Origin of the sequence: Halomonas sp. B23F22_10 (genome assembly GCF_043496975.1) — a bacterium.
Lineage (GTDB): Bacteria > Pseudomonadota > Gammaproteobacteria > Pseudomonadales > Halomonadaceae > Halomonas > Halomonas smyrnensis.
This window is the reverse complement of the sequence record NZ_JBIEKF010000003.1, coordinates 522881-543435: the sequence shown is the minus strand read 5'-3', so window position 1 is coordinate 543435 and position 20555 is coordinate 522881. Positions and strand designations below refer to the sequence as shown.

Annotated in this window: 21 protein-coding genes; 7 read left to right on the top strand and 14 right to left on the bottom strand. The window is 70.0% G+C overall.

Going from position 1 to position 20555, the window contains the following annotated elements; translation table 11 throughout:
* The first annotated feature begins 1 nt into the window (after window position 1).
* Window positions 2-676: an arylesterase gene (locus ACGTNF_RS09655; protein ID WP_394601521.1), complete on the top strand. Its 675-nt coding sequence runs from the start codon at window positions 2-4 to the stop codon at window positions 674-676.
* Window positions 677-726: 50 nt separating this feature from the next.
* On the opposite strand, the gene ACGTNF_RS09650 is transcribed toward ACGTNF_RS09655, so the two are convergent.
* On the bottom strand, window positions 727-1617 hold the full coding sequence (locus ACGTNF_RS09650) for a DMT family transporter (RefSeq protein ID WP_394601520.1): 891 nt from the start codon (window positions 1615-1617) through the stop codon (window positions 727-729).
* Window positions 1618-1653: 36 nt separating this feature from the next.
* On the bottom strand, window positions 1654-1923 hold the full coding sequence (locus tag ACGTNF_RS09645; protein ID WP_152478241.1) for an Rdx family protein: 270 nt from the start codon (window positions 1921-1923) through the stop codon (window positions 1654-1656).
* 54 nt (window positions 1924-1977) lie between these two features.
* Here ACGTNF_RS09645 and ACGTNF_RS09640 point away from each other — a divergent pair, with 54 nt between their 5' ends.
* The 5 genes from ACGTNF_RS09640 (at window position 1978) to ACGTNF_RS09620 (ending at window position 7542) form a co-directional block, all read left to right on the top strand.
* Complete coding sequence (locus ACGTNF_RS09640) at window positions 1978-3291, top strand: MFS transporter (protein ID WP_394601519.1); 1314 nt, start codon at window positions 1978-1980, stop codon at window positions 3289-3291.
* 103 nt (window positions 3292-3394) lie between these two features.
* Window positions 3395-3829, top strand: a complete 435-nt coding sequence (locus ACGTNF_RS09635) for a PAS domain S-box protein (protein ID WP_394601518.1) — start codon at window positions 3395-3397, stop codon at window positions 3827-3829.
* A gap of 208 nt (window positions 3830-4037) precedes the next feature.
* Window positions 4038-4250, top strand: a complete 213-nt coding sequence (locus ACGTNF_RS09630; protein WP_394601517.1) for a PA3496 family putative envelope integrity protein — start codon at window positions 4038-4040, stop codon at window positions 4248-4250.
* Between the two features lie 117 nt (window positions 4251-4367).
* Entirely contained in the window at window positions 4368-6029 is a 1662-nt protein-coding gene (gene ettA / locus ACGTNF_RS09625) for an energy-dependent translational throttle protein EttA (protein ID WP_394601516.1), read from the top strand.
* A 166-nt stretch (window positions 6030-6195) separates the two neighbouring features.
* Window positions 6196-7542 (top strand): DUF2254 domain-containing protein, encoded by a 1347-nt coding sequence (locus ACGTNF_RS09620; RefSeq protein ID WP_394601515.1) that lies wholly within the window; start codon window positions 6196-6198, stop codon window positions 7540-7542.
* Here the strand turns inward: ACGTNF_RS09620 and lpxL are convergent.
* The 12 genes from lpxL to ACGTNF_RS09560 all read right to left on the bottom strand — a co-directional run bounded on the left by lpxL (window position 7536) and on the right by ACGTNF_RS09560 (window position 18391).
* Window positions 7536-8456, bottom strand: coding sequence for an LpxL/LpxP family Kdo(2)-lipid IV(A) lauroyl/palmitoleoyl acyltransferase (gene lpxL, locus ACGTNF_RS09615; protein ID WP_394601514.1), 921 nt, complete (start codon window positions 8454-8456; stop codon window positions 7536-7538). The two genes, ACGTNF_RS09620 and lpxL, sit on opposite strands and share 7 nt — an antisense overlap.
* Before the next feature lie 19 nt (window positions 8457-8475).
* On the bottom strand, window positions 8476-9576 hold the full coding sequence (gene alr / locus ACGTNF_RS09610) for an alanine racemase (RefSeq protein WP_394601512.1): 1101 nt from the start codon (window positions 9574-9576) through the stop codon (window positions 8476-8478).
* A 211-nt stretch (window positions 9577-9787) separates the two neighbouring features.
* The gene (gene rpoS / locus ACGTNF_RS09605) at window positions 9788-10771 is read right to left on the bottom strand and encodes an RNA polymerase sigma factor RpoS (RefSeq protein WP_026068617.1); all 984 of its coding nucleotides are present in this window, start codon (window positions 10769-10771) and stop codon (window positions 9788-9790) included.
* 129 nt (window positions 10772-10900) lie between these two features.
* Window positions 10901-12022 (bottom strand): peptidoglycan DD-metalloendopeptidase family protein, encoded by a 1122-nt coding sequence (locus ACGTNF_RS09600; protein ID WP_394601511.1) that lies wholly within the window; start codon window positions 12020-12022, stop codon window positions 10901-10903.
* Window positions 12015-12992: a DUF368 domain-containing protein gene (locus ACGTNF_RS09595; protein ID WP_394601510.1), complete on the bottom strand. Its 978-nt coding sequence runs from the start codon at window positions 12990-12992 to the stop codon at window positions 12015-12017. Before ACGTNF_RS09595 ends, ACGTNF_RS09600 begins: the two co-directional genes overlap by 8 nt.
* Window positions 12993-13106: 114 nt before the next feature.
* Complete coding sequence (locus tag ACGTNF_RS09590) at window positions 13107-13799, bottom strand: protein-L-isoaspartate(D-aspartate) O-methyltransferase (RefSeq protein ID WP_394601509.1); 693 nt, start codon at window positions 13797-13799, stop codon at window positions 13107-13109.
* Entirely contained in the window at window positions 13786-14532 is a 747-nt protein-coding gene (gene surE, locus ACGTNF_RS09585; RefSeq protein WP_394601508.1) for a 5'/3'-nucleotidase SurE, read from the bottom strand. The genes ACGTNF_RS09590 and surE overlap by 14 nt, the downstream gene beginning before the upstream one ends.
* Window positions 14507-15649, bottom strand: a complete 1143-nt coding sequence (gene truD / locus ACGTNF_RS09580) for a tRNA pseudouridine(13) synthase TruD (RefSeq protein WP_394601507.1) — start codon at window positions 15647-15649, stop codon at window positions 14507-14509. The genes surE and truD overlap by 26 nt, the downstream gene beginning before the upstream one ends.
* Window positions 15642-16127: a 2-C-methyl-D-erythritol 2,4-cyclodiphosphate synthase gene (gene ispF / locus ACGTNF_RS09575; RefSeq protein WP_394601548.1), complete on the bottom strand. Its 486-nt coding sequence runs from the start codon at window positions 16125-16127 to the stop codon at window positions 15642-15644. Before ispF ends, truD begins: the two co-directional genes overlap by 8 nt.
* Entirely contained in the window at window positions 16127-16855 is a 729-nt protein-coding gene (gene ispD, locus ACGTNF_RS09570; RefSeq protein ID WP_394601506.1) for a 2-C-methyl-D-erythritol 4-phosphate cytidylyltransferase, read from the bottom strand. The genes ispF and ispD overlap by 1 nt, the downstream gene beginning before the upstream one ends.
* Window positions 16852-17154: a cell division protein FtsB gene (gene ftsB / locus ACGTNF_RS09565; protein ID WP_016856500.1), complete on the bottom strand. Its 303-nt coding sequence runs from the start codon at window positions 17152-17154 to the stop codon at window positions 16852-16854. The genes ispD and ftsB overlap by 4 nt, the downstream gene beginning before the upstream one ends.
* A 91-nt stretch (window positions 17155-17245) precedes the next feature.
* A complete protein-coding gene (locus ACGTNF_RS09560; RefSeq protein ID WP_394601505.1) occupies window positions 17246-18391 on the bottom strand; it encodes a GNAT family N-acetyltransferase in 1146 nt (381 codons plus the stop codon).
* A gap of 239 nt (window positions 18392-18630) precedes the next feature.
* Here ACGTNF_RS09560 and edd point away from each other — a divergent pair, with 239 nt between their 5' ends.
* The gene (gene edd, locus ACGTNF_RS09555; protein WP_394601504.1) at window positions 18631-20517 is read left to right on the top strand and encodes a phosphogluconate dehydratase; all 1887 of its coding nucleotides are present in this window, start codon (window positions 18631-18633) and stop codon (window positions 20515-20517) included.
* Window positions 20518-20555 lie beyond the last annotated feature (38 nt).

The following is a 20555-nucleotide window of genomic DNA, read 5'->3' as shown; positions in this document are numbered from 1 at the left end:
CATGAGAAAGCGCATCCCTGTTGGTCGAGCCCAAAGCGTCCTGACGGCGTGCCTGCTGTGGACGCTGCTGGTGCTGGTGGCCGCTCCGGCGGCGGCCGCCGAGCGCCCGCGGGTGCTGGTGATGGGCGACAGCCTGAGCGCCGCCTACGGCATCGAGCGCGAGGCCGGTTGGGTCAGTTTGCTGGCCCAGCGGCTGGAGGGAAAGGCCCGGGTGATCAACGCCAGCATCAGCGGCGAGACCAGCGGCGGCGGCGCGACCCGGCTGCCGGCGCTGCTCGAGGAGCACGCCCCCGACCTGGTGGTGCTGGAACTGGGCGGCAACGACGGCCTGCGCGGCCTGCCGCCGCGGCAGATGCGCGCCAACCTGGCCGGCATGATCGAGCAGAGCCAGGCCGCCGACGCCGAGGTGCTGCTGCTCGGCATCGACATTCCGCCCAACTACGGGCCGGCCTACCGCGACGCCTTCACCGGGGTCTACGCCGCTCTCGCCGAGCGCTATGACGTGCCGCTGGTCCCCTTCCTGCTGGAGGGCGTGGCGCTGGACGACTCGCTGATGCAGGACGACGGCATTCACCCCACGGCGGACGCCCAGCCCGCCCTGCTCGACAACGTCTGGCCGGCGCTGGTACCGCTGCTGGAAGAGGAAGGCGTGGCGCTGGCGGCGCGCGATCATTGAAGCGATGAGCGGTTCCGGCGCCGGCGCTCATCGCATCGGCGCAAGTTCGGTCAATCACCTGACGGCGCAGCCGGCGCCTTCTGCCACTGCTGCAGCGCCAGTCCGCCGAGGATCAGCACCAGGCCGACCAGGGTCGAGGCCAGGATCGGCTCGCCGACGACCAGGTAGAGCAGCATCAGCGACACCGGCGGCGACAGGAAGATCAGGTTGGAGACCTTGGCGGTGCGCGACACCGTGCCCACCGCCAGCTGCCACAGCACGAAGGCGATGCCCATCTCGAACAGCCCCACGTAGACCCCGGCGGCGAGCCCGTCGAGGCCGTGCCACTGGAGCCCCGGCCCGAACAGCAGCAGCCCGGTCAGCACCGGCACCCCGACGCTGAAGTTCTGCCACTGGGCCACCAGCGGCGGGCGCCGATCGCGCACGTTGAGCAGCCAGTAGAGCGCCCAGATCAGCGTCGAGACCAGCGCCAGGCCCACGCCCAGCGGGTCGGAGAAGGCCACGTCGAACACCGCACCGCGGGTGGCGATCACCCACACCCCGGCGTAGGCCACCAGCCCGGACAGCGCATCCATCAGGGTCAGGCGCTGGCCGAGGATCGGCACCGCCAGCAGCGCCATGGCCAACGCCCAGGTGTAGTTCAGTGCCATCGCCTCCTGCCCCGGCAGGCGGTCATAGGCGGCGAACAGCACCAGATAGTAGGCCACCGGATTCATCAGCCCCGCCCAGGCCGCGGTGCGCCAGCCACGCTTCAGCGCCTCGCCGAGCAGGCCCCGGCGCACCACCAGCGCGCCGATCAGCGCCCAGGACACCAGCGCCGCGAGCCACATCAGCTCCAGCGGCGTCATCCGCTCCAGCGCCACCTTGAAGGCGGTGGCCACCGTGGACCACAGCGCCACGGCGCCCAGCCCGTAGAGCATGGCGCGACGATCCGTTGTCATAAGCTCTCCCTGCCAGGTATCGAGCCGGCGGCCGGCTCAGCGATCGATGTGTCCCAGTTCCCGCGTCGGATCGAGGCGGTCGCGCACGCGCTGCTTCAGCGTCTTGCTGTCGGGGAAGCCGCCGTCGCGCTTGCGCTCCCACAGGCTCTCGTCGTCGCAGAAGATCTCGAAGTAGCCGCCGTGGGACGGCACCAGGCTGACCTCCTCGAGGTCCTCGCCGAAGGTGGAGAGCAGCTCCTGGGCATACCAGGCGCTGCGCAGCAGCCATTGGCACTGGGTGCAGTAGTGAATGCGAATACGTGACACGATGCCCTTCCTGTCGCAACAATAAGCGCTTCATCCTACCAGCGAGGAGCCCCCATGGCCGCCCCCGAGATCAGCCAGACCCGCCTCTACGAGCGGCTGACCGGCGACGAGGACAGCCGGATGTGCAAGGACATCCCCGACGAGGCCTGCCAGGAGCAGCCGCGCAACTTCTTCCTTCATCTGATGGCATCGCTGGGCAACAAGCTGGCCGACGAGCTGGCCAGCGCCCGGCTGGTGCTGCCCTGGCTGCTCGGCGCCATCGGCGCACCGGTCTGGATGGTCGGGCTGCTGGTGCCGATCCGGGAGGCCGGCGCCCTGCTGCCCCAGGTGTTCGTGGCCGGCTTCATCCGCGGCCGCCCCGAGCGCAAGGGCGTGTGGGTGGCCGGCGCCCTGCTCCAGGCGCTGGCCGCGGCCGCCCTGGCCCTGCTGGCCTGGTTCGGCCAGGGCGGGCTCGGCGGCGCCCTGGTGCTCGCCGTGCTGGTGATGCTGTCGCTGGCCAGGGGCCTGTCGTCGATCGCCACCAAGGACGTGCTGGGCAAGACCATCGCCAAGCGGCGCCGCGGCACCCTGATGGGCTGGAGCGGCAGCCTGGCCGGCGCCGCCACCCTGGCCGCCGGTCTGGTGCTGATGATCTTCAGCGACCGCCCCGGCGAGCTCGCCCTGGCCGCGCTGCTGGGGGTGGCCGCCCTGGGCTGGGGCGTGAATGCGCTGTGCGCCACGCGTATCCACGAGGTGCCCGGCGCCTCGGAAGGCGGCGACAGCATCGCCTCGACACTGCGCGAGGGCCTGCGGCTGCTGCGTCAGGACCGCACCTTCCGTTACTTCAACCTGTCCCGGGCGCTGCTGCTGTCGAGCGCCCTGGCGCTGCCCTACGTGGCCCTGCTCGGCCAGCGCCAGAGCGGCGCCGAGCTCGGCGACCTGGGCGTGCTGGTGATCGTCTCCGGCCTCGCCGGCATGGTGGCGAGCCCGCTGTGGGGCAAGCGCGCCGACGACTCCAGCCGCCGGGTCATGCGCCTCGCCGCCCTCGGCACCGCCCTGTGCTGCGCGGCCGGCGCGCTGCTGGCCTGGCTGCCGCTGTCCTGGACCGCCAGCGTCTGGCCCTATGCCGGGCTCTACGCGTTGCTGGTGATCGTCCACGCCGGGGCCCGGCTGGGGCGCAAGACCTACGTCGTCGACCTGGCCGGCGCCGAGGATCGCGCCCTCTATGTCGCGCTCTCCAACACCCTGACCGGCGTGCTGATGCTGATCGTCGGCGCTCTCGCCGGGGCGCTGGCCCAGTGGCTGGGCAGCGGCGCCCTGCTGCTGGCGCTGGGCGCCACGTCGCTGGCCGCCGCGGCCAGTGCCCAGCGCCTGCCGGAGGTCGAATGAGCGCGCCCGACATTGAAATCCGGCCGGCGGCTGGCCATGATATTCCACAAAAGGGGCATGCATGCTGCCTGCTCCACCAAGACCCCGTGACAGGAACGCCTCGATGAAACGCCCCTCCCTGATCAGCCCGGACCTGCTGGAACGCATGGTCGATGCCTCCGAGGACGGCATCGTCGTCGCCGAGCGGGAAGGCGACGAGAACATCCTGATCTACGTCAACCAGGGCTTCGAGCGCCTGACCGGCTACCGGGCCGACGAGATCCTGTATCGCGACTGCCGCTTCCTGCAGAACGACGATCGCGACCAGGCGGCCCTGGGGGAGATTCGCCAGGCCCTGGCCGAGGGGCGTCCCTGCCGCGAGGTGCTGCGCAACTACCGCAAGGACGGCACCCTGTTCCACAACGAGCTGTCGATCACCCCGGTGTTCGACGAGCAGGATGAGCTGACCTACTTCATCGGCGTGCAGAAGGACGTCACCGCGCGCGTCGAGGCCCAGCAGGAGCTGGCTCGCCTCAAGGAAGAACACGGGCTGTCCTGATCCCCTCGGCCTCCGCCGCCCCGCCGAACGCTGCCTTGCCTCGCCACGCCCCCATGCGACACGCCGTGTCGCACGGGGGCTTGCAACGAATCCCGTCCCGTCTTATACAGCCCTCAGGTGCCCGACGACGGCGCCCTGGGGCCTCGCGCAACGCGAGGTGTCGGATCCGTTTCGCCGCCCCGCGCGGCCGGCCATGGGAGGACCTCGCATGCGCCACAACAGCCATCACGAAGCACCCCTTCACGACGACGCCTATGACGACGACCACGACGAGGCCGTCAACGATGACGACTATCGCCGCGCCCGGCCGGCCAGCCGCGCCGAGCAGCGGCTGGCCAGGCGCCGTCTGGAGGCGCTGCTCGAGGAGCGACGCCTGAGGCGCAGCATCGACGACGACTGGGATCTCGACGAGGAGGAGTGAGGCGGCCGGCTGGCCTTTCCGGGGTGCGGGCTCTATCATCGTGGGCCAGCGGAGTCCGCACTCAAAACCTCCAACCCGCACTCCACAACCCGCTTTTCCAACCATTAGTGAGATTCCATGGCGCAATACGTCTACACCATGAATCGGGTGGGCAAGGTCGTTCCGCCCAAGAAACAGATTCTCAAGGACATCTCGCTGTCCTTCTTCCCCGGCGCCAAGATCGGCGTGCTCGGCCTCAACGGCGCGGGCAAGTCGACCCTGCTGCGCATCATGGCCGGCGTCGACACCGAATTCGAGGGTGAGGCCCGCCCGATGTCGGGCATCAACGTCGGCTACCTGCCCCAGGAGCCGGAGCTCGACGACGAGAAGAACGTCCGCGAGACCGTGGAAGAAGCGCTGGGCGCCATCAAGGAAGCCCAGGAGAAACTCGACGGCGTGTATGCCGCCTACGCCGAGCCGGACGCCGACTTCGACGCCCTGGCCGCGGAGCAGGCCCGCCTCGAGAACATCATCGAGGCCGCCGACGCCCATAACCTGGAGCGCAAGCTCGAGGTGGCCGCCGAGGCCCTGCGCTTGCCGCCCTGGGAGGCCCAGGTGGGCCACCTCTCCGGTGGCGAGCGCCGCCGCGTGGCGCTGTGCCGCCTGCTGCTCTCCAGCCCCGACATGCTGCTGCTCGACGAGCCGACCAACCACCTGGACGCCGAGTCCGTGGCCTGGCTCGAGCGCTTCCTGCACGACTACAGCGGCACCGTGGTGGCGATCACCCACGACCGCTACTTCCTCGACAACGTGGCCGGCTGGATCCTCGAGCTCGACCGCGGCGAGGGCATCCCCTTCGAGGGCAACTACTCCCAGTGGCTCGAGGCCAAGGAGCAGCGCCTGCAGCAGGAAGCCAAGCAGGAAGCCTCGCGCCAGAAGGCCATCAAGCACGAGCTCGAGTGGGTGCGCTCCAACGCCAAGGGCCGCCAGGCCAAGAGCAAGGCGCGTCTCAACCGCTTCGAGGAGATGCAGTCCGGCGACTTCCAGCAGCGCAACGAGACCAACGAGATCTACATTCCGCCCGGTCCGCGCCTGGGCGACAAGGTCATCGAGTTCCACGGCGTGTCCAAGGCCTTCGATGACAAGCTGCTGTACGAGAACCTGGACTTCGCGATTCCGCCCGGCGCCATCGTCGGCATCGTCGGCGGCAACGGCGCCGGCAAGTCGACCCTGTTCAAGCTGATCAACGGCACCGAACAGCCGGACACCGGCGAGGTGGTCAAGGGCGAGACCGTCGACATCGCCTACGTCGAGCAGCTGCGCGACGCGCTCGACAACAAGCAGACGGTCTGGGAAGCGGTGTCCGACGGCCAGGACATCCTCAACATCAACGGCTACGAGGTGTCCTCGCGGGCCTACGTCGGCCGCTTCAACTTCAAGGGCAACGACCAGCAGAAGCGCCTGTCAGACCTGTCCGGCGGTGAGCGCGGTCGCCTGCAGCTGGCCCAGACGCTGAAGCAGGGCGCCAACGTGCTGCTGCTCGATGAGCCGTCCAACGACCTGGACATCGAGACCCTGCGTGCCCTGGAAGAAGCCCTGCTGGCCTTCCCCGGCTGCGCCCTGGTGATCTCCCACGACCGCTGGTTCCTCGACCGCATCGCCACCCACATCCTCGCCTTCGAGGGCGAGTCGCACGTGGAGTTCTTCGAGGGCAACTACACCGAGTACGAGGCGGATCACAAGAAGCGCGTCGGTGACGAGACCCCGCATCGCATGAAGTACAAAAGGATTGATGCCTAAGCCGACAGCCTAGCGCTGGAAGCGGGACGACACCCCCACGGCCGCGAGGTCGTGGGGTTTTTGCGTTGGCCCCGGGGCTGGACAGCGGCGACCGAAGCCGCCATAAGGAGACAAGGCGGAGCGCGGCGCCGCGAATGCCGTCATCCTGGCCGCGCGAGGATCGGCCATGTCACCGAGGCTTCTGCTGCACCCCGTTCAGCTGTTCCGGCGCTTCGCCAGCAGCATCGCCTACCTGCCGACACTGGCCGCTGCGAGCTACGGCCTGTTGGGCCTCGCGATCCTGCTCAGCACCACCCTCGACGTCGGCTTTCCCGACGGCCTCGAGGCCTGGATGCCGCCGCTGCCCGACGGCGCCCGCGGGCTCTTGACCGCGCTGCTCGGCGGCATGGTCTCGCTGATGGTGTTCAGCTTCTCCATGGTCATGTCGATCCTGTCCCAGGCCGGCGGCCATTTCTCCCACAAGCTGGTGTTCGGACTGATCGGCGAGCGCCGCCATCAGCGGGTGCTGGGCCACTATCTCGGCACCATCCTGCTGCTGCTCCTGCTGCTGATGGCGCCGGACGATGCCCGGGGCTGGATGGCGCCCGCCGTCTATCTGGCCTGCGTCCTGGTCGTGCACTGCCTGGGGCTGTTCGTCTATTTCATCCACAACGCCTCGCAGTCGGTGCAGATCGACGCCGTGATCCGCGATCTGCACGACGCGACGCTGCGGGCCATGCAGCATCAGCAGGCGCGTCAGCGAGGCGAGCGCTGGCGCTTCATGGACGCGCGACCGCTGCCGCGAGCGCCCTGCCACGAGATCCGGATGCACCGGGAGGGCTATGTCCAGGGCGCCGATCTCGCCGCCATGGCGAATCTGGCGGCACGGGTGAACGGCCGGCTGCACCTGAGCTTTCGCTTCGGCGACTACCTGATCGAGGGCGCCCCGCTGGCGGTGCTGGAGGCCGAGGAGGCGCCGGATGCGGCCTGGGAGGCAGCGCTGCAGGAGTGCCTGGTGCGACTGGACGGCGAGTCGGTGAACGAGCACTACGTGCACGGCATGACGCAGCTGATGGAGGTGGCGCTCAAGGCCCTGTCGCCGGGCATCAACGATCCGGGCACGGCACGGCTGTGCCTGCATCGCCTGACCGACCTGCTGCGGCATCATCTGGCCTGGCAGCCGCCCAACGCCCTGCTCGACGCGCAGCAACGGCTGCGGGTGAGCTGGCCGCTGGAGGGCGTCGACGGCCTGCTGCATCGGCTGTTCGTGCCGCTGCTGCACTACGGCGGCGACGATCAGAGCGTGCTGCTGGGGCTGCTCAAGGCGCTGAAGGCGCTGTCACTCGAGGCCGACGGCACCCGGCTCACCGCCCTGCAGGCCATGGCCGAGCGCGTCGTGGCGCGGCTAGATAGCGTTTCCCGCCATGCCATGGACCGGGCCTTCGTCGGCGAGCGGCTGACCCGGGGACGGCACCGGCTGGCGCTGCCCCGCGAGCTGCCGTCGATACCTAGGGAAGGCGGCGATGCTCAGTAGAGCTTCGGCTCGCCCTTGGGGCGGGTCTTGAAGCGCCGATGCAGCCACAGGTACTGCTCGGGATGACGGCGGATGGCGGCCTCGATGACGGCGTTGACCTGAGTGGCATCGGCCACCTCGTCGCCGCTGGGGAAGCCGTCGAGCGCCGGCAGGTACTCCAGGGTATAGGTGCGATCATCGGGATTGCGGTGGAACACCAGCGGCATGACCGGCGCCCCGGTCATGCGGGCGATCTTGGCGGTCAGCTTGATGGTCGCCGCCTCGACGCCGAAGAAGGGGGCGAAGACGCTGGCGTCGCGGCCGAAGTCCTGGTCCGGCGAGTACCAGACGTTGTGGCCGGCCTTGAGCCGGCGCACCACGCCGCGTAGGTCGTGGCGGTCGATGGCACGGCCGAAGATCCGCGAGCGGGCGCGGGTCATGAAGCGCTCGAACAGCGGGTTGTCGTGGGGCCGATAGACCACGTCCGCGGGGAAGAACAGCGAATGAAGGGCCCCGCCCATGTCCAGGGTCGAGAAGTGGATGCCGATGATCAGCACGCCCTTGCCCTGGGCTTGGGCGCGCGCCATGTGCTCCTGGCCCTTGAAGGTCACGCGGTGGCGCAGGTGCTCGGGAGAGCGGCACCAGCCGGTGGCCGTCTCCAGGATGCCGATGCCGTTGGCGATGAAGGCCTCGCGCACCAGCCGGGCGCGCTGCTCCTCGTCCAGCTCGGGGAAGCACAGCCGGATGTTGGTCTCGGTGATGTGCCGCCGCCGCCCGGCGAAGCGCCAGGCGGCCAGGCCGATGGCCCGGCCGATCCACAGCTTGAGCCGCCACGGCAGCCAGGCGGCGACGCGCATGGCACCGATGGACAGCCAGGTCGGCCAGTAGCGGGGATGGGCGAAGGAGGTCGGTGTCTCGGTCTCGTCCTTGGACATGGGGCGCTCTTGCTCGGGTTCAGCCCCCATGATAGCGCCTCGGCACCCGTGGCAGCACCCCGGTGAGCAGCGTATAGCTGATGGTGTCGCAGTGGCGGGCCACCTCGTCCACGGACAGCACCTCACCGTTCGACGCCCGCCCCCACAGCACCACCTCGCTGCCGATATCGGCCTCGGGCAGCGCGGTCAGGTCGACGATCAGCATGTCCATGGAGACCTTGCCGGCGATGGCGGCGCGCTGCCCGTCGACCAGCACCGGCGTGCCGTCCATGGCGTGGCGATCGTAGCCGTCGCCGTAGCCGCAGGCCACGACCCCGATGCGCGAGGGCCGAGACGCCATCCAGCGGCCGCCGTAGCCCACCGGCTCGCCCGCCTCCAGCTCGCGCACGGCGATGATCTCGGAGCGCAGCGTCATCACCGCCTCGAGCCGCCGGCTGGCCTCGGTGGGCGCCTCAAGCGGATCGCTGCCATAGAGCATCACGCCGGGGCGATTCCAGGCGCCGTGGACCTCGGGGCGCGCCAGGGTCGCCGGGGAATTGGCCAGGCAGGTGGGCGCGCCGAGCCGCTCGGCCAGGGTGGCCAGCAGCGCCGACTGGCGGCGGAAGTAGGCGGTATCGACGGCGTCGGCGGTGGCGAAGTGGCTCATCAGGTGCAGGTCGGTGACGCACGCCGGCGCCTCGCTGAGCCGCCGCCAGGCCACCTCAGCCTGCTCGGGGGTGAAGCCCAGCCGGTGCATGCCGGAATCCACCTTCAGCCACACCGGAATCGGCCGCGCCGGGCGATGCGCCAGCAGCGCGTCCAGCTGCCAGTCGCTGTGCACCGCCACCCACAGGCCCAGGGCCTCGACGCGTTCGAGCTCGCTGGCCTCGAAGATGCCCTCCAGCAGCACCACCGGCGCCGCGATGCCGGCCTCGCGCAGGGTCTCGGCTTCCTCGATGCAGGCCACGGCGAAGGCCGGCGCCAGCCCTTCCAGGGCCCGCGCGCAGGCCACCGCCCCGTGGCCGTAGGCATCGGCCTTGAGCACCGCCACGGCCTGGCTGTGGGGCGCCAGCTCGCGGGCCAGGCGGTAGTTGTGGCGCAGGGCGTCCAGGTCGATGTCGGCGCGCAGCGGTCGGGCCATGCGGGGAGTCTCCGGAAGGGGAAAAAACCCATTATTTTGCAAACCGGCGCCATTTTCACGGCCCTGACGACTAAAATATTTTTATCCCACCATATTTATTACTGCTTTTTTGTATGTAAGCAGGCTTTTCAACCAAGTAGTTACTAAAAAGCAGAAAGCCAGGGCAGGGCCCTGGCTTTCGCTGGAGAAACATCGCTTCAGGAAGGCAGCGTCACTCGAATATCGCGTCGAGATCGAGCCCCTGCTTGTCGAGCATGCGGCGCAGCTTCTTCAACGCCTCGACCTGGATCTGGCGGACCCGCTCCCGGGTCAGGCCGATCTCCTCGCCGACCTGCTCGAGGGTCGAGGCCTCGTGACCGCGCAGGCCGAAGCGGCGCACCACCACCTCGCACTGCTTGTCGGTGAGCTCGGCCAGCCAGTCGTCAACGTGCTGCTTGACGTCGCCGTCCACCAGGGTCGATTCCGGCCCCAGCTCGTTGTCGTCGGTCAGGGTCTCGATCAGCGGCTTGTCGCTCTCCGCCCCCACGGGGTAGTCGACCGAGGAGACCCGCTCGTTGAGCCCCATCATCTTCTTGACGGTTTCCACCGGCTTGTCGAGATGCTCGGCGATCTCCTCGGCGGTGGCCTCGTGGTCGAGCTTCTGGGTCAGCTCGCGGGCCGCCCGCAGGTAGATGTTGAGCTCCTTGACCACGTGGATCGGCAGGCGAATCGTGCGGGTCTGATTCATCAGCGCCCGCTCGATGGTCTGGCGAATCCACCAGGTGGCGTAGGTGGAGAAACGGAAGCCGCGCTCGGGGTCGAACTTCTCGACCGCACGGATCAGCCCCAGGTTACCCTCCTCGATCAGGTCGAGCAGGGTCAGGCCGCGGTTCAGGTAGCGCCTGGCGATCTTGACCACCAGGCGCAGGTTGGACTCGATCATCCGCGACCGGCCGGCGGGATCGCCCTTGCGGGCGAGGCGGCCGTAGAAGACCTCCTCCTCCGGCGTCAGCAGCGGCGAGAAGCCGATCTCGTTGAGGTAGATCTGGGTGGCATCGAGGCTGTGATGATAGTGGCGATCCTCACGGCTCAGCGCCTTCTCGAAGGCCGCGTCCGCATCTTCGGGCGCGGCGGTCTCGAGCTCGACCTCCTGCTCACCGGCTTCTTCGGCCGATTCCATGTCCACCTCGTTCAGGTCCCGTTCAAGCATGCTCATCGATTGTTACCCCATGGTTGTATCGAGCACCGTGTCATGCTCGAAACGATCGATGTCAGAGGTTGTCATTGTATGGTGTTGCTTTGCTGACTCGAGCGGCTTGCCGACCCTTTCCTTCAACGCTTGAGCTCAACGCTTCGGCAGATACTCCAGCGGATCCTGAGGCTGGCCGTCCTTGCGCACCTCGAAGTGCAGCCTGACATCCTCGGCGTCGCTGTCGCCCATGGTGGCGATCACCTCGCCGGTCTCGACAACGTCGTTTTCCTTCACCCTCAGGCTGTCGTTGTGGGCGTAGGCACTCAGGAATTCATCGTTGTGCTTGAGCAGGATCAGGTTGCCGTACCCGCGTACGCCACTGCCCGCGTAGACCACGATGCCCGGCCCGGCCGCCTTGACAGGTTGCCCCTTTTGTCCGTCGATATCAATGCCGGCGGTGATGGTGCCACCCTCGCCGAACGTCCCGATCACATCACCGCTGGCGGGCCACTGCCAGGGCACGTCATCCACCGGCGTATAGCTGCGTGACTCGCGGGATTCGGCCTCCGGCTCGCCGGCCACCCGGGTGCCGGCATCGGCCTGCGGCCGGGCGTCGGACTCGCTCTCGGCGGCCTGTCCCGACCCGGCGTCGGAAGCCGTCTGGGCCGCGGCCTCGCCTTCCGTCCCCGCCTGATCGCGCTCCTCGCGGCTGCGGCGCTCGGCCTGGTCGCTCTCGCTCAGGGTGCCGTCGGCGCCCGGGCTCTCGGGATCGTAGACCGGCCCAGGCCCCTGGACGCCCTCGCCGTCGCTCGCCTGGCCGCCGTCGGAGGCGGCCTCGGCCTGCGCCTCGTCGCCGCTGGACTGGCTGCTGCCGTCGGGCAGCAGCCAGTCCAGCGACCCGTCATCCTGGCTCGCGCCGCCGAGCCCGGTCGCCACGGCGCCGCCGGCCGCCCCGGCGCTCACCGCCGAGCCGGCGTCGTCGCCGCGACCATCGGAGCCGGCGCCGGCACCGCCGCTCAGCGTCAGCTGCTGGCCCGGCTGGATGTTGTAGGGCGGCTCGATGCGATTGAGCCGCGCCAGGTCGCGGTAGTCCATGTCGTGGCGCCAGGCGATGCCGTAGAGGGTATCGCCGGCCTCGACGGTGTAGCTGGCCGGGCGCTCGGCCGAGCGGCTGGACGACAGGTCCTGGACCTGCACCGGCGACGGGGCCTCCTGGGAGGCGGCGCAGCCCGCCAGGGTCAGGGCCAGCCCTGAAATCAGCAAAACCTTATGCATCGGAACCTTCCTCCTTGTCCTCGTGTCGGCCGCCCAGGGCAGCGCTCTGGTCGCCATTCTGGGTCCTGCCGATGCTCCACACCAGGGCAGCACCGGCCAGCATCAGCGCCACCACCACCGCCAGATGGGCGGGATCGCCGGTGACCTCGGTAAACGCCGATGGCGTCAGATAGCGGTAGTCCAGGGGGATCATCTGGCCGTCCGGCCCGAGCTGGTAGCTCACCAGCTCGCGCCAGGGCCACAGCACCGGCAGCGAGCCGAGGATGAACCCCACCAGCAGCTGCAGGGTGGCGGTGTGAAAGCGCACCAGCAACCAGCACAGCAGCCGCGAGAAGGCGAACAGCCCGATCAGGCAGCCGCCGCCGAACAGCAGGATCGCCCCCAGGTCGAAATCGCGGATCGCATCCATCACCTTGCCATAGAGGCCCATGGTCAGCAGCAGGAAACTGCCCGAGACCCCGGGCAGCAGCATGGCGCTGATGGCGATGGCGCCGCCGGCCACCAGCATCAGTTCGGGGCTGCCCAGCCGCCCGATCAGCGGCATCAGCGCCGGCAGCAACTGGGCCAGCAGCAGCCCGATGGCCAGCGGCAGCAGGTGCCAGAATCGCCAGTCGGCGGGATGCCGGCCGACCACCAGCGCGGAGGCCGCCACCAGACCGAAGAAGAAGCCGTTGAGCGGCAACGGATGATCCTCCATCAGCCACACCACCAGGTGGGCGACGCTGATCAGGCTGGTCACGATGCCGGCCATCAGCGGCAGCAGGAAACCGAGATTGAGATGAGTGACCAGCCCGGCCATGCCGCCCTGTCGCCAGGCGCCGAAGGCGCTGGGCCCGAAGCGACGCACGGTCAGCAGCAGCTCCTCGTAGATGCCGGTGATGAAGGCGATGGTGCCGCCGGAGACGCCGGGCACCGCATCGGCGGCTCCCATGCCGGCGCCCCTCAGCAAGAGGCCTAGTTGACGCTTCAAGAACTTACTCCCTGAGAAAACACTGATGTATGACGACGCCTACGGGCGCCCCATGGCATAGATCAGCGCTTTCGCCGTTGCGGCGCCCTCCCTGACACCGGTTTCCAAGACCGCCTAGCGGATCACGCCCTCCAGCAGCGGCACGAAGCGCACCGGTTCCAGGCGCTCCTTCTCGAACCGGTCGCCCTGGCGGCGCACCCGCACCAGCCACTGGCGCCCGTCGCGCTCGGCCAGCGGCGCGATCATCACCCCGCCGTCGGCCAGCTGGGCCAGCAGCGGCTCGGGCAGCGAGCCGGCACAGGCGGTCAGCAGGATGACCTCGAAGGGCGCGGCCTCGGGCCAGCCGTGGCCGCCGTCGGCCAGGCGCAGGTGCGCGTTGTGCACGCCCAGCAGCCGCAGCCGCTCGCCGGCGCGACGATGCAGGGCATTGATCCGCTCCACCGACCAGAGTTCCGCCACCTGCCGCGCCAGCACCAGGGTCTGGTAGCCGGAGCCGGTGCCGATCTCCAGCACCCGCTCGGGCGCCTCCTCGCGCACCAGCTCGGTCATGCGCGCCACGATCCATGGCTGCGACAGGGTCTGGCCGTGGCCGATGGGCAGCGAGGTGTCCTCGTAGGCGCGATGGGACAGCGCCTCGTCGAGGAACAGGTGGCGCGGCTCCTCGGCCATGGTCTCCAGCACCCGCCGGTCGGCGATGCCCTGCCGGGCCAGACGCTCGACCATGCGGTCGCGGGTACGCTGGGAGGTCATGCCGACGCCCTTCAGCAGCTCCGGTCGCAGCCGGCGGCGGGAATCAGGTGAGTGCATCCAGCCATTCCTGAACGTCGTCGCGCGCCGCATGCCGGGTCAGGTCGAGCTGCAGCGGCGTGATGGACACGAAGCCGGCCTCCACGGCGGCGAAATCGGTATCTTCTCCGTCATCGGCGCTCTCGCCTGCGGCGGCGATCCAGTAGCGCTTGCGTCCGCGCGGGTCGAGCACCTCCAGCGGCTCGGCGGCCGGACCCCGGTAGCCCTGGCGCGTCACCTTGAGCCCGCGGATCTCCTCCCAGGGCAGGTCCGGCACGTTGACGTTGAGCAGGCTGCGCGGCGGCAGCGAGAGCCGGTCGGCGGCGCCGACCAGGCTCGCCGCCACCCGGCCGGCGGTGTCGAAGTAGCGATGGCCGACCAGCGACATGGCGATCGCCGACATGCCCAGATTGCGGCCTTCCATGGCGGCGGCCACGGTGCCGGAATAGAGCACGTCGTCGCCCAGGTTGCCGCCGTGGTTGATGCCCGAGATCACCAGGTCCGGACGCTCCTCCCAGACCCCGTTGACCCCCAGGTAGACGCAGTCCGCCGGGGTGCCGTCGACGCTGTAGAAGCCGTTGTCGAGGGTCGACAGCGCCAGCGGGCGGGTCAGGGTCAGGGAATTGCTGGCACCGCTCTTGTCGCGGTCGGGGGCCACCACGCGCAGCCGCGCATGGGGCGCCAGGGCGTCATGCAGGGCGCGCAGGCCCGGGGCATGCACCCCGTCATCATTGGACAGCAGCAGTCGACGCATCCGCGGCTCCTTGCTCGGGCCCCGGCCGGGGCGTGTGGTAACTCAGGGTCGGGTGGGCGATCAGCTCGCGCAGCACGGCGGTGGCGAAGGCCCCACGGGGCAGCGTGAAGGAGAACCAGGCCTCGCCCTCGCCGGGCGCCAGCCGCGGTGCGGCCAGGCGCAGGCGCAGCGGCCGGCGGGCGGTCTTCACTCCGGCGCGAACGAGGCCGTCGCACAGCGCGGGATGCGCCTCGGCCAGCGCCAGCTCGCGCGACTGGGCCTCGCCCTGGGCCACCGAGCGGCCCTGCCCCCAGAGCACGCCGCTCGGGTGCAGGTCGAGCCGCTCGGCGCGCTCGAGCAGCGAGTCGTCGACCGTCTCGGCCACGAACTGGCTCGACGTACCGTCGAGGATCACCGCTTCGCCCGGCAGCGGCGTCGCCCAGCTGCCCTCGGCGATGCGCGCGGCCAGCAGCTCGTTGAACAGGTAGCTGCGCGCCGCAGAGAGCAGCATGCCCTCGCGGTCGTCGCGCTTGCGCCAGCCCCGGGCCAGCACGCTGGCCGCGCGATGGAGATTGCGCCCGTCGGGGCCGAAGCGCTGCGGACCGAAGTAGTTGGCGGCGCCGTGGTGGCACAGCCAGGCCCAGCGCTCGGCGAGATGCGGGTCCTCCAGCGCCTCGCCGGTGACGCGCAGCCGGAAGCGGTTGGCGGCGTGCACGCCGCGCTTGAGCTTGCGCGGATGGCGGGTCGCCTCGAGCAGCGTCAGCGGCAGGTCGGCGAGCCGGGCCTCGAGATCGTCCGGCGCCTCGCGGCCGGGCAGATGCACCGAGAACCACTGGCGCGTCACCGCGTGACGATCCTTCATGCCGGCGTAGCCGACGTCGCGCTGGGTGACCTCGCAGGCCTTGGCCAGGCGGCGGGCGACCATGGCGGTGGTCAGGTCGCGCTTCTCGATCCACAGCCACAGGTGCTCGCCCTGCCCCTCCGGTTCAAAGCCGAGCTGCTCCTCGACCTGGAAGTCCTCCGGCGTGGCGCGGTAGCCGCCGGGGCGCGGCGCGCCGAAGTGCGCGTCCAGCACCCGCGGCCAGTTCGGCGGCCAGGCGATCGGGGCCTGCGGTCGGTCGGACGTCGCCTCAGACATCGTCGCGCTCCTGCATCAGCAGCACCACCGCCTCGGCGGCGATGCCCTCGCCGCGGCCGGTGAAGCCCAGCCGCTCGGTGGTGGTCGCCTTGACGTTGACCGCCCCGCCCGCCACCGCCAGGTCGGCGGCGATGGCCTCGGCCATGGCCTCGACGTGGGGCGAGAGCTTCGGCGCCTGGGCCATCACCGTGGCGTCCAGGTTGCCGACCCGGTAGCCCGCCGCATGCACCTGCGCGACCACCCGACGCAACAGCTCGCGGCTGTCGGCGCCGGCCCAGGCCGGATCGGTGTCGGGGAAGTGGCGGCCGATGTCGCCCAGCGCGCAGGCGCCGAGCAGGGCATCGCAGATCGCATGCAGCAGCACGTCGCCGTCGGAGTGGGCGACGAAGCCGCGGTCGAAGGGAATGGCGACGCCGCCGATCCGCAGGTGGTCGCCCTCGCCGAAGCGGTGGACGTCGAAGCCATGGCCGATTCGCATCATGCGGTGTCGTTCCTGTCGGCGGAGGGATCGGGCGCTTCCTGGGCGGCGAGGACCGCCTCGGCCAGCGCCAGATCCTCCGGATGAGTGATCTTGAGATTGTCGCGGCGCCCGCTCACCAGGCGCGGCGAGAGGCCCAGCGCTTCCACCGCCGAGGCCTCGTCGGTGACGGCGACGCCGCGATCGGCGGCCTCCTGCAAGGCCCGGCGCAGCAGCCCGTAGCCGAAGCCCTGGGGCGTCAGGGCGTGCCACAGGCCGTCCCGGGGCTCCGTGCCGCCGACCCGGCCGTCGCCGTCGTCGCGCTTCATGGTGTCGGCCACCGGCGCGGCCAGCAGCCCGCCCACGGCGTCATCGGCCACCGCAGCCGCCAGCCGGCGCAGGTCGTCGACCCGCACGCAGGGCCGGGCCACGTCGTGCACCAGCACCGGGTCGGCCGCGCCGGCCTCGTCGGCGATGGCGGCCAGGGCGTTTGTCACCGAGTCGACGCGCTCGGCGCCGCCGGGCACCCGCCGCCAGTCGGCGAAGGGCACCGCGGCCGGGTCGAAGCGTTCGTCGTCGGAGTCCAGGCACAGGCACAGCCGCGCCTCGGGGAAGGCCTCGTGGAGCCGCGCCAGGGTGCGGGCCAGCACCGTGCGCCCGGCCAGCGGCAGATACTGCTTGGGCAGCGCGGCCCCCATGCGTCGGCCGCGACCCGCGGCGGGCACCACCAGCCAGAGTCGCTCGCTCATCGCGCCGTCCCTTCGCCGTTCTCGCCGGCGTCGGGCACCCAGAAGAACTGCTCGTCGCGGCGCACCATGCCGATGTCGCTGCGCGCCCGCTCCTCGATGGCGTCGAGGCCGTTCTTGAGGTCCACCACCTCAGCGGCGAGGCGCTCGTTGCGCGCCCGCAGCGGCGCATTCTCGGCCTCCAGGCGGTCCACTCGCTGGCGCACCTCGGCCAGCTCGCGCAGTCCGCCCTCGCCGAGCCACAGGCGATACTGCAACAGCGCCTGGAGGGCGATGAGCACGATGGCCAGCCACTTGAGCATGAAGAGGGTCCGTCACCAGGGAATTCGAGGGCGTAGTATGCCATCTTCCCCGGGCCGCCTCATCCATCAAAGCCCCGGCATCCGACGGGCATCAGCCGCCGTCGTCGAGACGGAACGGCAGCGCCCGCTCGGCGGCCGCGACGTAGGCCGCCACGTGCTCGGCCTCCTCGGCGCAGAAGCGCGCCACCCCGGCACGCAGCCGCGGATCGGCGACATGGTGCAGCGAGGTCAGCCGCCGCGGCGCGAAGCCGCGGGCCAGCTTGTGCTCGCCCTGGGTGCCGGGGTCGAAGCGGGTCAGGCCACGGGCCAGACAGTGCTCGAGGCCCTGGTAGTAGCAGGCCTCGAAGTGCAGGCCGTCGGCCTCGATCTCGCTGCCCCAGTAGCGGCCGTAGAGCGTGCGACTTCCCTGCAGGCACAGCGCCGCGGCCACCGGCCGCCCCTCGAGGCGCGCCTGGACCAGCACCAATGCTTCGGGCAGGTCGCGGCGCAGCCGGGTGAAGAAGTCCCGGTTGAGATAGCCCCGCTGGCCGCGCTCGAGATAGGTGATCTGATAGCAGCGATAGAAGTGCGCCAGGTCGACCTCGCCGATCGCCTCGCCTTCCAGCCGCTGCAGGGTCAGCCCCTGCTCGGCGACCCGGCGCCGCTCGCGGCGAATGGCCTTGCGCCGCTTGGAGGTCAGGGCGGCGAGGAAGCCGTCGAAGTCGCCGTAGCCCCGATCCTGCCACTGGAACTGCACCCCGGCACGGGCGATCAGCTCGGGGCGGGCCTGGCGCCAGGCGGCGACCTCGTCTTCCTCGGCGAACAGCAGGTGCCAGCTGGACAGCGTCGCGCCTTCCCAACGCTCGGCCAGCAGGCGACGCGCCTCGCGCGGGTCGACGTCATCGGCCAGCGCCAGCCGCGGCCCGGGCGCCGGGGTGAAGGGAATGGCGCTGAGCCCCTTGGGATAATAGCGCCCGCCGGCCCGCTCCCAGGCATCGGCCCAGACCCAGTCGAAGACGTACTCGCCGTAGGAATGATGCTTGTGATAGTACGGCAGCAGCCCGACCAGCGCCTCGTCGCGCCACAGCGTCAGGTGGCGCGGCATCCAGCCGCTCTCCTCGCTCGCCGCCCCGCTAGCCTCCAGGGCGTGCAGGAACTCGTGGCGCAGGAACGGATGATCGTCGCCTACCAGGGCGTTCCAGGCCGCGGCCGGTACGGCGGCCACGGCGGACTGTTCGACGACACGCAATCGACTCATGAACTCTCCCGACAGGGCCGGCTGACGGCGGCCGGCGCAGCGCCTACCCTAGATGACAGCATGATCGGGGCACGGAGACTGCCCCGTTCCGCCCTGAGCGACGAGGGGGTCTTGACGCGCCTGTCATGGTAAATTAATTACAACTATAGCCGCATGCCCCGGCTCGCCCCCGGTTTTCGGGCGACACTTTTGTTAAACTTACGAAAATACTTCCTTCACTTTCGTTGCCGAGGTGCCCCATGGCTCACGCTTCCACGCCACTCAACGCCACCGTCCAGCAGGTCACCCAGCGCATTCGCGAGCGCAGCGCCGAGCGCCGTGCCCTCTATGAGCGGCGCATGGCCGACCAGCATCGCCGCGGCGTGCACCGCGGCGAGCTGTCCTGCGGCAACCTGGCCCACGGCTTCGCCGCCTGCGGCAGCCAGGACAAGAATTCGCTGAAGCTGATGAACGCGGCGAACCTCGGCATCATCTCGGCCTACAACGACATGCTCTCGGCCCACCAGCCGTTCGAGACCTTCCCCGAGACCATCAAGGCCGCGGCCCGCGACATGGGCTCCACCGCCCAGTTCGCCGGCGGCGTGCCGGCCATGTGCGATGGCGTCACCCAGGGCCAGCCGGGCATGGAGCTGTCGCTGTTCTCCCGCGACGTGATCGCCATGGCCACCGCCGTGGGGCTCTCGCACAACATGTTCGACGCCGCCCTCTACCTGGGCGTGTGCGACAAGATCGTGCCGGGGCTGTTCATCGCCGCGGCGCGCTTCGGCCACCTGCCGGCCATGTTCGTGCCCGCCGGCCCGATGCCGAGCGGCCTGCCCAACAAGGAGAAGGCCCGCGTGCGCCAGCTGTTCGCCGAGGGCAAGGCCAGCCGCGACGACCTGCTGGAGGCGGAGTCCGAGTCCTACCACAGTCCGGGCACCTGCACCTTCTACGGCACCGCCAACTCCAACCAGCTGATGATGGAGATGATGGGCCTGCACCTGCCGGGCACCTCCTTCGTCAACCCGGGCACCGAGATGCGCGAGGCGCTGACCCGCTTCGCCACCGAGCAGGCGATCCGCAACACCGAGCCCGGCGGCGACTATCGTCCCTTCTACCAGCAGATCGACGAACGCGCCATCGTCAACGCCGTGGTCGGCCTGCTGGCCTCCGGCGGCTCCACCAACCACACCATGCACCTGGTGGCCATGGCCGCGGCGGCCGGCATCACCCTGACCTGGGACGACTTCACCGACCTCTCGGCGGTGACGCCGAGCCTGATGAGGGTCTACCCGAACGGCCAGGCGGACATCAACCACTTCCAGGCCGCCGGCGGCATGAGCTACCTGTTCCGCGAGCTGATCAGCGCCGGCCTGATCCACAGCGACATTCCCACTGCCTTCGGCACCGACATGACCGCCTACACCCAGGAGCCCTTCCTGGAGGACGGCAAGCTGGTGTGGCGCGAGGGCCCCGAGGCCAGCCTCGATACCGAGGTGCTGCGCGGCGTGAAAGAGCCCTTCGCCCCCACCGGCGGCCTCACCGTGCTCGACGGCAACCTGGGCCGCGGCGTGATCAAGGTCTCCGCGGTGCAGGAAGAGCATCGCCTGGTCGAGGCCCCGGCGCGGATCTTCGAGGACCAGAACGAGCTCAAGGCGGCCTTCGACGCCGGCGAGCTGGACCGCGACGTGGTCGCCGTGGTGCGCTTCCAGGGCCCCAAGGCCAACGGCATGCCGGAGCTGCACAAGCTGACGCCCTTCCTCGGCGTGCTGCAGGACCGCGGCCACAAGGTGGCACTGGTCACCGACGGCCGCATGTCCGGCGCCTCCGGCAAGGTCCCGGCCGCCATCCACATCAGTCCCGAGGCGCTGGACGGCGGACCGCTGTCGAAACTGCGCGATGGTGATATCGTGCGCCTCGACGCCAATGCCGGCACCCTGGAAGCCAAGGTCGACGCCGCCACCTGGGCCGACCGCGAACAGCGCGTGGTCGAGCTGGAGCACTACCACGTCGGCCTCGGCCGCGAGCTGTTCGGGGGCTTCCGCCACCTGGCCATGCGCGGCGAGGAAGGCGCCGGGGTGTTCGGCGGCTTCGAGGCCGACGACCTGGCCCGCCAGGCCGGCCAGATCCACGACGAGGACGCCTGAGTCGTCCCCCGGATTGCCCTGTGCAACCCGGGGACGAT